At 52.9% G+C, this 12,733-nt stretch carries 10 protein-coding genes and 2 pseudogenes; 5 read left to right on the plus strand and 7 right to left on the minus strand.

Going from position 1 to position 12,733, the window contains the following annotated elements:
- Nucleotides 1-8 precede the first annotated feature (8 nt).
- Nucleotides 9-926, plus strand: coding sequence for an aminotransferase class IV (locus ACIPUG_RS19355; RefSeq protein ID WP_400339816.1), 918 nt, complete (start codon nt 9-11; stop codon nt 924-926).
- A gap of 103 nt (nt 927-1,029) precedes the next feature.
- The gene (locus ACIPUG_RS19360; RefSeq protein ID WP_400339817.1) at nt 1,030-3,084 is read left to right on the plus strand and encodes a hypothetical protein; all 2,055 of its coding nucleotides are present in this window, start codon (nt 1,030-1,032) and stop codon (nt 3,082-3,084) included.
- Nucleotides 3,085-3,308: 224 nt separating this feature from the next.
- Here the strand turns inward: ACIPUG_RS19360 and ACIPUG_RS19365 are convergent, their stop codons facing one another.
- The 4 genes from ACIPUG_RS19365 to ACIPUG_RS19380 form a co-directional block, all read right to left on the minus strand.
- Nucleotides 3,309-4,310: an NADP-dependent oxidoreductase gene (locus ACIPUG_RS19365; protein ID WP_205593564.1), complete on the minus strand. Its 1,002-nt coding sequence runs from the start codon at nt 4,308-4,310 to the stop codon at nt 3,309-3,311.
- Between the two features lie 184 nt (nt 4,311-4,494).
- Entirely contained in the window at nt 4,495-5,487 is a 993-nt protein-coding gene (locus tag ACIPUG_RS19370; protein ID WP_400339819.1) for an MDR family oxidoreductase, read from the minus strand.
- A 178-nt stretch (nt 5,488-5,665) separates the two neighbouring features.
- Nucleotides 5,666-6,478 (minus strand): oxidoreductase, encoded by an 813-nt coding sequence (locus tag ACIPUG_RS19375; protein ID WP_400339821.1) that lies wholly within the window; start codon nt 6,476-6,478, stop codon nt 5,666-5,668.
- Nucleotides 6,479-6,582: 104 nt separating this feature from the next.
- A complete protein-coding gene (locus ACIPUG_RS19380; RefSeq protein ID WP_400339825.1) occupies nt 6,583-7,368 on the minus strand; it encodes an SDR family NAD(P)-dependent oxidoreductase in 786 nt (261 codons plus the stop codon).
- A 213-nt stretch (nt 7,369-7,581) separates the two neighbouring features.
- On the opposite strand from ACIPUG_RS19380, the gene ACIPUG_RS19385 reads away from it, so the two are divergent.
- The gene (locus tag ACIPUG_RS19385) at nt 7,582-8,163 is read left to right on the plus strand and encodes a TetR/AcrR family transcriptional regulator (RefSeq protein WP_180788455.1); all 582 of its coding nucleotides are present in this window, start codon (nt 7,582-7,584) and stop codon (nt 8,161-8,163) included.
- A 193-nt stretch (nt 8,164-8,356) separates the two neighbouring features.
- Here the strand turns inward: ACIPUG_RS19385 and ACIPUG_RS19390 are convergent.
- Nucleotides 8,357-8,599, minus strand: a pseudogene (locus tag ACIPUG_RS19390) (helix-turn-helix domain-containing protein); the annotation flags it as partial.
- Between ACIPUG_RS19390 and ACIPUG_RS19395 the strand changes: the two are divergent.
- Nucleotides 8,592-9,167, plus strand: a pseudogene (locus tag ACIPUG_RS19395) (SMP-30/gluconolactonase/LRE family protein); the annotation flags it as partial. The pseudogenes ACIPUG_RS19390 and ACIPUG_RS19395 overlap by 8 nt on opposite strands.
- Before the next feature lie 90 nt (nt 9,168-9,257).
- On the opposite strand, the gene ACIPUG_RS19400 reads toward ACIPUG_RS19395, so the two are convergent.
- On the minus strand, nt 9,258-10,646 hold the full coding sequence (locus ACIPUG_RS19400; protein WP_400339823.1) for a sensor histidine kinase: 1,389 nt from the start codon (nt 10,644-10,646) through the stop codon (nt 9,258-9,260).
- Nucleotides 10,646-11,323 (minus strand): response regulator transcription factor, encoded by a 678-nt coding sequence (locus tag ACIPUG_RS19405; protein WP_014915965.1) that lies wholly within the window; start codon nt 11,321-11,323, stop codon nt 10,646-10,648. Before ACIPUG_RS19405 ends, ACIPUG_RS19400 begins: the two co-directional genes overlap by 1 nt.
- Before the next feature lie 203 nt (nt 11,324-11,526).
- On the opposite strand from ACIPUG_RS19405, the gene ACIPUG_RS19410 reads away from it, so the two are divergent.
- On the plus strand, nt 11,527-12,363 hold the full coding sequence (locus tag ACIPUG_RS19410) for a MipA/OmpV family protein (protein ID WP_205536949.1): 837 nt from the start codon (nt 11,527-11,529) through the stop codon (nt 12,361-12,363).
- Nucleotides 12,364-12,733 lie beyond the last annotated feature (370 nt).

Raw genomic sequence — 12,733 nt, forward strand, 5'->3', positions numbered from 1 at the left:
ACAGCACGATGCAACCCACCTTATCCAGCCAGAGCAGTCAGGCCTATTTGCAGGATCCACGTAACAGCGACGTACAGGTATATGTGAATGGGGAGTTTGTTCATCGCGACAACGCGGTGGTGTCGATCTTTGATTCCGGCTACGTGTGCGGTGACGGCGTATGGGAAGGCTTGCGTTTGGTTAACGGTCGCCTGATTGCTCTGGATGCCCATCTGGCTCGCCTGTTCGACGGTGCCGCCGCGATCCAACTGGATATCGGCCATAGCTGGGAAGCGCTAACCGCTATTCTCTATAAAACACTCGCCATTAATGACATGACCGATGGCGCGCATATTCGTCTGATGATTACCCGAGGGAAAAAGCATACGCCGAATCAGGATCCGCGCTTTATTATCGGCGGTGCCACCATCGTGTGCGTGGCGGAGTATAAAGTCGTCGATACGGCGGCGAAAAAGCGCGGGCTGACGCTGTTTACTTCCACCTACCGCACCAGTACGCCAGACGTCTTCGATCTGCGGCTGAATTCGCACAGTCGACTCAATCTTATTCAGGCGCTGCTACAGGCGTTGCAGGCCGGTGCCGATGAGGCGCTGATGCTGGATCCGCACGGTTTTGTCGCCAGCTGCAACTCCACCAACTTTTTTATCGTCCGTCGCGGTGAACTGTGGACGTCGTCGGGCCGCTACTGCTTCAACGGCATTACCCGTCAGACCATTATCGATCTCGCGCAGGCCAACGGACTCACGGTCAAGGCGCAGGATTTTACACTGGCAGAAGCCCTTACCGCCGATGAAGCCTTTGTCACCGGCACGCTGGCGGGCATCACCCCGGTAAAAGCGCTGGACGGCCGCCCGTTTAACCCCGAACACCGCCCGGTAACCGAGCAGCTCAGCCGCTGGTATGAGGCGTATCTGCACGCGCAGTGATTGAGGCTCTACGTTCAACAACGAATTGATTCAACGAAATATTAACCGTCAGAAACATTTCATGTAACCTAAGCGCCACTTTTTCAAAAGAGCAGGTCAGGGAATGAAAGCCGTAAAGTTACTGTTTGGCATCCTACTACTGAATATGGTCATAGGGGTCAGCACGGCTATCGCCGCCCCGGACGACACCGCCCCCCCTTTTTACGCGGGTAAAACGCTGGCGCATCCGATTATTTCGGGCGCACGCGACAGCAGCGCCCTTCTGGTTTTCATTCAGGAAAACCAGGTGGTCAAAGGCTATTACTGCTTCTGTAGCGAAGAGGATCACAGTGCCGATCACCTTCCCCACCTGCTCGGTACCTTCCCCGATTCCACCATCGAATCCGTGTTTTATGTCGACGTAGACCAGGCGGGTCAAATCACGCTGGTGTTGAGTAAAAGCCACGGCAAGTTCGCCCTGCGCGGTTGGCGTTACATTGAAGATGGCAGCTATATTCCGGTACTGAGTTTACAGCCGGTTCTGGACAAGCTGGTTCGCGAAAATAAGGATCTCAATGCAACGTCGATAAAACGCGCCCTCGCCAAGCTTCCACCTTATGACTACAGCGCGCAGTACCCTAAGTTCGATAATCACGATTTCGATAACATCGACTTTACTCAGGGCGACGTTGTCGGCTGGTATCTTGACGATGGCACACCGTCTCATGCAGCGAAACAGCCAGCAGACAACGTCTACGCCTATAAAAAAACCTTCGCGGAAAAAGACGGTTTATTTCTTACCGTAACCTTCCGTCGTGTGGAAGACAGCGCAACACCCGGATTTCGCGCGACAGCCATCAGTTGGCAAGCTGACCCGGCTAAATTCAGCGGCAGCGAGAATGGGCCTTATGCCTATTACTCGCCGCAATATGGCTTAGTAAAAGGTTTTTTCCTACATGGCGTTCCTGACGGAAAATGGACCACCGTCGGCGAGAACTTCGCCAGTTCAGGTAGCTATGTCGCGGGACAACAGCAGGGCCAGTGGACCATCAGCGACGGGCAAGAAACGGCAACGGGATTGATGAAAAACGATGAACGTGAAGGCCGCTGGGAGATCGCCGACGGCATGGATGGCAATACACCAGAGCTAAGTGGCTTCGATACTTACCTCAATGGCCAGCGTCATGGCCCCAGCGAACGCCGTCTGGCGGGCGTGCTGCGCTCGAAGGGCGATTATGTTGATGACCAACCTGAAGGCATGTGGATCACCGAAAACGGCGAAGGCCCGTTTGTGAAAGGCGTGGCTAACGGGATGTGGAAACTCAAGACGGCTGACGGCGAGATCCAGCAGGTCGAACTGATCGCTGGCGTAAAGCAGGGAGAACTGCGCTGGAGTGATAAGCAAGGTCGTCTGACACAACTCATTCATTATAAAGATAATCTTCCTCACGGTGTGTACCAGAAGTTCAACGCTGCCGGAAAAATGGTTTATCAGGCTGACTATGTCATGGGCAAACTGGAGGGCCGTGAAATCGAATATTATGACGATGGCACCACTGTGCGCGCCGATCGCGGCTACCGAAATGGCGAACTCGACGGCCCGAATATCTATAATTTCCCTGACGGAAAACCGAAGTCCGTATCGACCTATGACCGCGGTTATGAAGTCGGACTGATGCAGGAATTTACCGCCACTGGCGTCAAAATTACCGAACGCAATTACTGCCCTCTGTCGATGAGCGGTCGCGGCTACTGCGGTAAACAGCAAACCTTCAACCCTGACGGCACGCCGCTCACCGAAGCCGATTACCTGTTCAACCGCCAGCAAACCAATAATACCTGGTATGCGAACGGTCAGCGTCAGGATGAAACGCGTATCGGCACCGATGACAGCTACACCCAAATCAGCTATTACCCTAACGGCCAGATGCAATGCATTAGTCGCGCGCAGGGTTTCAAACCGTTGGTGGTCGATGGCAAAGAGTACAAAGATTATCAGGGCGCGCTGCGTCAGGGTGAAAGCGCCTGTTATTACCCCGATGGCAAAGTCAAAAGCAGCGGAATCTGGAAAGACGGCAGACTGACCACAGGCTGTGAAACCCGTTTCGATGAGAACGGAAAACAGACCGCCCCCGGCCCTAAAGGCTGCGTGATTCCGAAATGGGAATATGAACAATGAGATCCCACACAGGAGAAACGCTCAGTAATCGATGATTCTGCACGCTCTGGTTGGTCAGCGGACAGAAGCAGGTCAATACGAGGAAAATGGCCTACCTCTGCGATTTCAATCAAGGTGGATTCTGCAAAGCCGTGCTAAGTGAAAACGTCATTATCATGGAGTAACGGCTCAGGGAGAGGGCTTTTAGTTGATTAAACCCTCTTCAACAGCTGTACGTTAAACGCTTATTTGAGCTGAACGACAACCTTGCCCTTGGCACGTCCTTGAGCAAGATATTCAAGCGCTTCCTTGGCCTGGTCGAACGGAAAGACCTTATCAATGACAGGATGAATATGTTCAGACTCAAGTAAGCTGCCAATCTCAGATAATTGACGCCCATCGGAACGCACAAATAGAAATGAGTAGGTGATATCGCGCTTACCCGCAAGACGCATGATCTTGCGGCTCATCAAACCGAAGACAAATTTTAGAACGACGTTCAGTCGACGAGCGCTCGCGAACGCGGCATCCAGCGGCCCGATCAGTGAAATGATCTTGCCTCCCGGTTTAAGGATGCCGATGGATTTTTTGATCTCATCTCCCCTGAGAGTACCCAGCACCATGTCATAACCGTGCAACACGTTCTCGAACGCCTGCGTCTTGTAGTCAATTATCTCATCCGCCCCCAGGTTACTTACCATCTGAACATTGCCCGTGCTGGTCGTCGTTGCAACTTTTGCACCAATATGTTTTGCCAACTGGATCGCGAAAGTGCCAATACCGCCAGCCCCTGCGGGGATAAATACCTTTTGCCCTTTCTGAACGTTCGTCCGCTCCTTTAGGGCTTGCCAGGAGGTCAATCCGACCATTGGGATCGAGGCGGCTTGCACAAAGTTCAAATTGCTCGGCTTTAGTGCGGCCACATTCTCTGGCACGACGGCGAATTCGGCGAGTGAGCCTGAGCCGAGATCGAACAGACTGGCGAAAATAGCATCACCGGGTTTGAAACGGGTCACGCGACTCCCAACCTCTTTCACCACCCCGGCCAAATCGCTTCCCATCGTGGCTGGGAGTGGGAACTTAAGGATAGGTTTGAACATACCCGTTGGAATCATGTTGTCGATCGGATTCAACCCCGCGGCGTAAACCTCAACGAGCAGTTCGTCAGGCTTTAGCGTGGGATAGGGAACCTCGGCTAAGCCAATCTCGGGCGATTTACCATAGCGTTTGAATGTGAGTGCTTTCATATGATTCGACTTCCTATATTGACTAACTGATGTGACGTGGCGGAGGTTTGGATAAATCCCCCCTTGCTCAGAGCTGGAGAGGCTCAGGATCAGAGAATGACCTTGCGGTTCAAGGGTCGCCCGATGGTCGCGGCCCGTACCGACGGCTACCGGACAATCCCTCCTGAATCCTTAGGCTATCCGATCAGGCATTGACGTCCACGACGGTGCGGCCACGCACCTGCCCCTGGAGCATAGGCTCAACAAGCCCCACCACATCGGTCAAGCCGATGACCTGCGTGGCGTGTACAAGTTTACCCAGGTCCAGATCGGTGGCCAGGCGTGCCCAAGCCTGCAACCGTACGTCCTGCGGCGTGTTGACTGAGTCGATACCAGCCAGCGTCACGTTGCGCAGAATAAAAGGCAGCACAGAACTGGGTAGATCCGCTCCCTGTGCGAGCCCGAAAGCCGCCACTGCGCCGCGATAACGCGTTTGCGCCAGCACATTGGCCAGAGTGTGGCTGCCCACAGAGTCGATCGCACCGGCCCAACGCTCTTTACCGATTGGGGCAGCAGGCTCGGACAGCGTGCGACGGTCAATGACTTCGGCAGCGCCCAATTCGCGTAAGTATCCGGCTTCCTCCAGACGCCCGGTCGAGGCCACAACCCGATAACCCAGTTTAGACAATAGGATGACAGCCACCGAGCCCGCTCCGCCACCCGCTCCCGTCACCAACACGTCCCCCTTGTCCGGTGTCACGCCCGCATGCTCCAATGCGAGCACGGACAGCATCGCGGTGTACCCAGCCGTGCCAATCGCCATAGCATCACACGTCGAAAAAACATCGGGCAATTTGACCAGCCAGTCACCATTGACGCGTGCCTTCTGCGCCAAGCCGCCATGGTGGGTCTGGCTAAGCCCCCAACCGTTGGCGACGACACGGTCACCAACGTTGAACCCTGCGTGCGACGAGGACTCGACAACCCCAGAGAAGTCAATGCCAGGAATCAGCGGAAACTGACGGATGATAGGTGCACGACCACTGATAGCCATCGCATCCTTGTAGTTCACTGTTGAATAGCCTATCGCGATACTGACGTCACCCGGCATGAGGTCGGCTTCATCAAAATCAACGAGGGCTGTTGAAATTGCGTCTCCTGCCTTGGTAGTCAGCAGCGCATTAAAAGTTGTGTTCATTTTTACTCCGTGAGTACAAATTTCGTAGATGAGTCATCATGTTGAAGGGCAAAAGCGTGCTAGAGATGCTCAATTCGTCGTACAGGCAAGAAACGCTTACGCGGCCCTCAACATTATGCCGGGCCGGGCAAGGCTACCGATCACCTGTGTCCGTATCGCGGCCCATTCATGGCATGAGTTACCCCAGACCAAATTGCTTGTGCAGCATCTTGTCGAAGAAACCACGAGGAAGAAATCGCCGGGCAAATGCCCCTTGGCGAGCAACCTTTCCCGAGGGATAGCGTAGATGCGGTGTCTTATCGTTTGCCGCCAGAACGATGGTTTCGGCCACGCTATCGGCACTATCCGCTACCGATAGCGCGCTCTCATAGGCGACAAGGTATTTCTGGCGGCTCATATTATAGACAGGCAGAGGCTTATCAGATGCGGTGACACTTGAGTCAAATGACGTCCGTGTGACACCCGGTTGGATCACCGCAACGCGCACCCCAAACTCGCGTACTTCGTGGTCAAGAGATTCGGAATACCCTTCAATTGCATGCTTAGTCGTCGAGTAATGTGCGTTGTAAGGTGCCGGAATAATCCCCAACCCCGATCCCACATTCAAGATGCGACCACTGCCTTGCTTGCGCATGATGGGTAAAACGGCATTCGTCATCCTGACGACCCCTAGTACGTTCGTTTCAAACAGCGCACGTACCTGTGCGATAGAACTCTCTTCCGCTGCCGCAGGACCAAGGCCGAAGCCTGCATTATTGACCAGCAGATCGATGCGCCCTTCCAGCTGCAACAGTTCACCGACGGTGGCGTTAACAGATTCATCGTCTGTCACATCCATCACCAGCAGAGAAAATGCGTGCAGACCTGCCTGAGTGCCCCGTCTGCTTGTGCCATAGACCCGATAGCCAGCCTTTGCAAGCTTCTCGGCAGTGGCCCTCCCGATACCCGATGAAGCCCCGGTAATGAGGGCAACACGCCTATCTTTTTTCATTCCATGCTCCTGATCATTTTTGCAAATTGCTATCCGACATCCGGGTGGCGGATTGCGCCGCGCGCCGGACGAGTGATGTCTTGTGAATGCATTGCTTTCGATGCTTATTGGGGCCGGTAGCGTTCTGCGGCATGCACCTGCCGGATATCCGACATCAGACCCTGACGCGCCGCATCCAACGCATCCCAGCGTTCAGCAACATGAAGCGGTGGAATAGTGACCAACTCGCGTCGATCAAAGCCCACCAGCGCAGCATCAACCAGTTCATCGACATCCATCACTTCAGGCAGCGTATTGATGTCAATACCGGCGCGCTCCCAGATTTCCGTGCGGGTCGTTGCGGGTAAGACTGCTTGTACATAGACACCGTGGGGGGAAAGCTCCAGATGCAGGCCCTGGGACAAAAAGAGTACAAAGGCTTTGGTGGCACCGTAGATTGAGGCACCGAACTCGGGAGCAAAGCCGACGACCGAACCAATATTGACGATGGTGCCACAGCCAGATTGCACGAATCGCGGGGCAACCGCAGCGGCGAGTCGTGTTAGTGCCGTGGTGTTGAGCCCAATCAGGTGTTCAATATCCACTGCTGTTTGCTGCACAAAACTGCCCGACTGAGCCATCCCCGCGTTGTTGATCAGAATGCTAATACGGGTGTCATCCCGTAGACGGGTTTCGATGGCGGCAAGATCGACAGACTGCGTCAGGTCAGCCGGCAATACCTCGACGGCAATACCGAACTCTTCTTTCAGACGTGCGGCCAATGTGTTCAGACGCGTTTCGTCACGTGCGACAAGCACGAGATCGTGACCACGGCGGGCGAAACGCGCGGCATAGGTGGCACCAATACCACTGGAAGCCCCCGTGATAAGGACAGTTGCAGGCTTGGTCATCATGTTATTCCTTTGAATACGTCATTTGAGTTGGCAAGTTCAGCCGCTGCACACGCTGAAAAACATTTTCTCGGTCGTGTCATTTCAGCGTCTGGTGTTGTAGGCGGACTCAATGATGACGATCATAATCTAAACTGTCAATGTTTTGATTATGATCATAATCAATGTATAGTGACGCCATTCCTTAAGGCATAAATTCACAATGGAACAGATATGAAGGTCACTAAGGCACAGGCGCAGGCAAACCGGGCGCACATTGTTGAAACGGCATCTACCCTGTTTCGGGAACGCGGTTACGATGGGGTTGGCATTGCCGACCTCATGGCAGAGGCGGGGTTCACTCACGGCGGCTTCTACAAACATTTCCGCTCTAAGGCTGACCTGATGGTGGAATCGGCAGCGTGCGGCCTCGCTCAAACAGCAGAACTGTCGGCTGGCTCAGATATATCGGAGCTCGTACGGGGCTATCTCTCACGTGAGCATCGTGATGCTCGCTCAACAGGCTGCACGATAGCGGCGCTAAGTGGGGATGCGGCACGCCAACCGGAAGCGGTTCGAGAGACTTTTGCGGCCGGTATAGAACGTGTGCTGGCCGAACTGAGTAAAGCAAACATGTCACCTGACTCGACAGACGCTAACGATGCGCGAGCCAGATACCTTGACATACTGGCACATGCACTTGGTGCCATCGTCATGTCGCGCGCCTGCCCGGACGATTCGCCACTGGCCGATGAAATTTTGGCGGTTTGCCGCGACAAGATCCTCGCATCACTGAACACGCCAGTATGTGAGTGACTTTTCTGTCAGCAGTACTGCCTGCCGCTAGGCTGGTCGCGAACATGTTCGGAGCAGCCAATATGGCAATGCTCTTCGGCGTTTTCAGGCACGAAGCAGGCAGACGGCAGGTTCATCAATTCCACCCTGAGCAAAAGCGAAAATTTGCGTCCCCAGCGAGTGAATCTATTAAGTAGAAACACTCAAAGCTAGATTAGAACTCGCTTGGGGTTGTTCCTATCACTGAACGAAATGCAGCAGAAAACGCGGCAGGACAGGAAAAGTCGAGTTGGCAGGCGATCTGTTTAACGGATACATCATTAGATAGAAGATCTAATGATGTATATATTCTGGCTCTCTGTTTCCACATTCTGAAGCTGAAACCTGTGTTATGTAAAAAACGGCGGGGAAAAGTACGTTCCGACATATTAGCAATATCAGCCATGTCCATTAATGACGGCCGCTGCGATCGCGCAGGAAACTTCGTATTTAGCACGATGCACGACGGCTATCCGGTGGAGCCCATCGGTAAATTTCACAGGCTGAATTCTGTCAGTCTGGAAACGGAAACACTCGACCTGCCCGCTGTTGCCATTCCTAACAGCATCTGCTTTAGCCCGGATGGGGGCACGATGTATTACAGCGACTCCATGCAGGGACGAATCTTTTGCTGTGATTATCCTTCGCTCGACAATCAGCGAATCTTTACGGAAGTCGAAGGCGGCGGCGCGCCTGATGGTTCCTGCATTGATGCACAGGGTTATCTGTGGAACGCCGAATGGGGCGGCAGTCGGGTTGTTCGTTACAGCCCAGAGGGAGAAACGCACAGTATTCTGTCTGCTCCTGCCATACAGACTACCTGCCCGGTGCTCGGCGGTTCGTCACTGAACACGCTTTTTTGCACCAGTGCACGTGTTGGACTTACTGAACCAACCACATATGACGGTGCACTGTTCAGTATCCGATCACCATTTTTTGCCGGATTGCCAGAAAGCCGCTTTGGCTTAATCTCATCCAGGCGTTGAAGGCGGAAGCGGATGAGGCACTGATGCTGGATCCGCAATGAGCGACTGATTTCTCAAGTAATAAGGAAAAGGACAACATTGTGTTTTCTTTCAGACGGAATTATGGTGTGGAAAGTCAACCGTTACCATGAGCCCGCCTTCTGCAGACGTACTTAGGTATACGTTGCTGTTGTGTTGCTGCGCAACCGCTTTGACGATTGCCAGTCCCAGCCCACTCCCGCTTTGCATCTGATTGGGATCGCGAAAAAATCTATCGAACACGCGCTCCCTCAATTCAACTGGAATACTGGGCCCTGCATCTGAGACACGTAACTGCGTGGATTTATCTAATGATCGTACATCTACCTCAACCCGCCCGCCTTCAGGACTGTACTTCACGGCATTTTCAATGACGTTGTCAATCAGCGACATCAGGCGTTCCCTAACAGCGGTAATCCAGATTTCATCATGGGAGTAAAATTCAAGTTCAATCCTGCGCCCAGCCGCTAGCGGTGCCAACGCGGCCATTCGCTCTTGTATGAGCGTCGTCAGCGGCACAGGCTCCATAACCGTATCAATGCGCGCTTCGCTGTGCATCAACAGCAGAAGTTGATTGACGAGACGAGCAGCACGGCTATTGCTGCGAATAATCCCTGCAAGCAACGCCTGTTGATTATCGCTGCTTATATAGGACTGCAAAGCCTCAACATTGATTCGCATCGCAGCCAGAGGAGTACGCAGCTCATGAGCGGCATCTGCAATGAAAACCCGTTCCCTTTCAGCACTTTCTCGCACCCTGGCAAGAAATATATTAATAGCGTCCACCATTTGGCGAAGCTCCCTGTGCTTTGGGACTTCTTTTAAGGGAGAGAGATCTTCTGGAGTGCGTAAGGCAATTTCATTTACCACCTTGTTCCAGGGTCGCATTGCAATGCGGATTGACAGCCACGCAGGAAAAAGAAGAAAAGGAATGCAGACCAGCAGCGGCAATATGTAGTATCCGCGCGAGTTCAGGTATATAAAGAAGTTCCAGCCTCCGGCAGGGGTGACCAACGTTACCTCCGCGTCGGAGTTCCCGGACTTTAGCGTACGGCTAGTCCAGGTGCGGCCGTCACTCTGAATACTCTGAATTTTCCCATATCGGGTGTTTGTCACCTCTGCTGGCGCGCCATCAGATGAATAAATTACCTCTTTATTCTTCCGAACGATTAGGCTGATTGACAGCTCTGGATCTTCTCCCCCGCCATAACCTTCCTGCAACGCCTTGCTGAACTTTTCCAGCACATCGGTTAGATCCTGCGGACGATCCCCCATACGATCAACCATTGTAAGAATGGTTTCGTAAGTCTTGTTGCCCAATAGCATAGAGGGGCTACGCAAGTTCTCCCATAAAATGTAGGTCAGAAAAAGACACCAAAGCAGTGTAAGCAATAGCATTTGGGCGATCATAATTCTCCGCACGAGCGTTGGGATTTTTAGGTGGCGCCAAAAATTGCGCATCAACCTGCCCCCTTCTGAATCGGTACGGTATCAATGACATACCCTACGCCCCTCACCGTTCGCACATAGCCCTCGCCGATTTTGCGACGCAAATTGCCCATATGCACATCGAGAGGATTGCTCATGTTTTCTTTTGCACCGAATATCTTTTCTTCCAGAAACCGTCGTGTAAGCACGCGGTCAGTGCGCAACATTAACGTTTCAAGCAGCGCGTATTCACTTGCCGTCAAATCAACATTACGAGCCCCTACTGTCACGCGTCGCGTCGGCACATGGAGAGATAATCCTCGAATTTCTATCACCTCATTCTGAAAACCGTAACTGCGCCGCGCAAGTGCCCTCACTCTGGCCAACAATTCGGCGAGAACAAAAGGTTTGACGAGATAGTCGTCTGCACCGGCATCCAGCCCAGCCAGACGATCTTGCAGAGTACCTCGGGCAGTCAGGATGATAACGGGGATTCCCTTGAACTGCTGACGCAGGCTCGCCATCAGGCTCATGCCATCACCGTCGGGCAGGCCGAGGTCGAGCAATACAAGTTCTGGCACGCAGAGATCGAGTTGATGCAGCGCATCCACTTTACGGCGCACCCATATAACATCTAATCCTTGATCTTCAAGGGCAATACGTACGCCATTGCCAAGATCGAGGTCGTCTTCAATTAGGAGAATGTTCACAATAGTTACTTTATCAACAGTGCATGAAGAACGTCTGAAGAAAAAACGGTATCAGGAAATCTATCAGATTTGCAGCCCAGTACTTGCTTCAGTATTTCTTCATTTTTGGCTCATGAGAACTTCAGGGTGAGCATTCAAACTGGGCGTTCTGGTGTTTAAAACCGCTTGTATCGTAATCAGTTGAATCCACAAGGACTTCTTTAATGAGAAACATCGACCTGCATCATAAGTTCCTCCATTCGCTCTCGGGGCGTGCCCTGAAAAAACTATTGTCGGGCGCGGTCCTGGCATTACTGGCTACCCCAACGCTGGCAGCAGAACAGAAACAGGGCAACGAGTTGACTCTGGGGGGAGGCGTGGATGTTGCGCCACGTTATTCGGGTTCGGATGAAAGCCGCGTCACGACTGCCCTGGTGATTGATTACTCTATGGTAAATGGTTTCTTCGTCAGCACCACGCGTGGTATCGGTTACGGTAACAGCATCGGTAAGTTGGATTACAGCGCTGCGCTGAGCTATCGCGCAGGCCGTAAGGATCGTGACGTGGACAGCGACTCGATCAGCTACGGTAGCGACCACTTGCGAGGTATGGGTGACGTCAAAGGATCGGCTGTCGGTGTGCTTGGTCTGGGGTATAAGGTGACGGACTGGCTTAATTTACAAGTGCAGGCTGAGGTGCCGGTTTCTCAACGAAGCAATGGTGAAGCTCTGCATTTTGGCATTATCAGCCCGCTCTATACGTCATCAAAAAATTCCGTCACGCTGGCGCTGACCGGCAGTTGGGGGACGAGCGAGTACATGCAGACTTACTACGGGGTAAATGCATCCCAGTCGGCCGCATCGGGGTTTGCCCAACACGATGTCGGATCTGGGATTTATGCCTATTCACTGAATGCTGACTGGACGCACAAGTTCAACCAAAACTGGAGCATGATTGCCGCAGCAGGCTTTACGCAGTTGACTGGTGATGCGCGCAATAGCCCAATTGTTCAACGAAAGGCATCGCCTACCGGAAGCCTGAAGGTGACATATAGCTTCTGATCGTTGTTAGACATGTGCTTTCAGGCAGATTGTGGCTATACACCGTCAATCAATACACATTCGAACCGCCCCAGTTCAGATGATGGGGCGGTACTCAGCTCACCCACTCGCCCTGCTTATGCCCTGTTACTCAGAGCATCTGCCTCATCTCAGGGTTCCCATCAAAAGAAGGTTTTCTGAATAGATTCATCTGATGACCTGAAGTCACGCTTTCTGTCGGAAGTGTTAGTCTCCCGTCAAACCACCCCATCCGCTTTTGGCAAATCAGATCTAACTCACCGTGATGTTCACAGCGTCTGTTTTTGGCTGTGAGTTCAACCGATGGATGCAACACATTGGTTAAAACGCTCTGCGGGTGATTCATAGTCTA

This window comes from Pectobacterium sp. CHL-2024 (assembly GCF_044751765.1).
Classification (GTDB): Bacteria; Pseudomonadota; Gammaproteobacteria; order Enterobacterales; family Enterobacteriaceae; genus Pectobacterium; species Pectobacterium brasiliense.

Coding starts and splice junctions, on each gene's coding strand:
- ACIPUG_RS19355 (WP_400339816.1), top strand. CDS start 9: ATGCAACCCACCTTATCCAGCCAGAGCAGTCAGGCCTATTTGCAGGAT.
- ACIPUG_RS19360 (WP_400339817.1), top strand. CDS start 1,030: ATGAAAGCCGTAAAGTTACTGTTTGGCATCCTACTACTGAATATGGTC.
- ACIPUG_RS19365 (WP_205593564.1), bottom strand. CDS start 4,310: ATGAAAGCACTCACATTCAAACGCTATGGTAAATCGCCCGAGATTGGC.
- ACIPUG_RS19370 (WP_400339819.1), bottom strand. CDS start 5,487: ATGAACACAACTTTTAATGCGCTGCTGACTACCAAGGCAGGAGACGCA.
- ACIPUG_RS19375 (WP_400339821.1), bottom strand. CDS start 6,478: ATGAAAAAAGATAGGCGTGTTGCCCTCATTACCGGGGCTTCATCGGGT.
- ACIPUG_RS19380 (WP_400339825.1), bottom strand. CDS start 7,368: ATGACCAAGCCTGCAACTGTCCTTATCACGGGGGCTTCCAGTGGTATT.
- ACIPUG_RS19385 (WP_180788455.1), top strand. CDS start 7,582: ATGAAGGTCACTAAGGCACAGGCGCAGGCAAACCGGGCGCACATTGTT.
- ACIPUG_RS19400 (WP_400339823.1), bottom strand. CDS start 10,646: ATGCGCAATTTTTGGCGCCACCTAAAAATCCCAACGCTCGTGCGGAGA.
- ACIPUG_RS19410 (WP_205536949.1), top strand. CDS start 11,527: ATGAGAAACATCGACCTGCATCATAAGTTCCTCCATTCGCTCTCGGGG.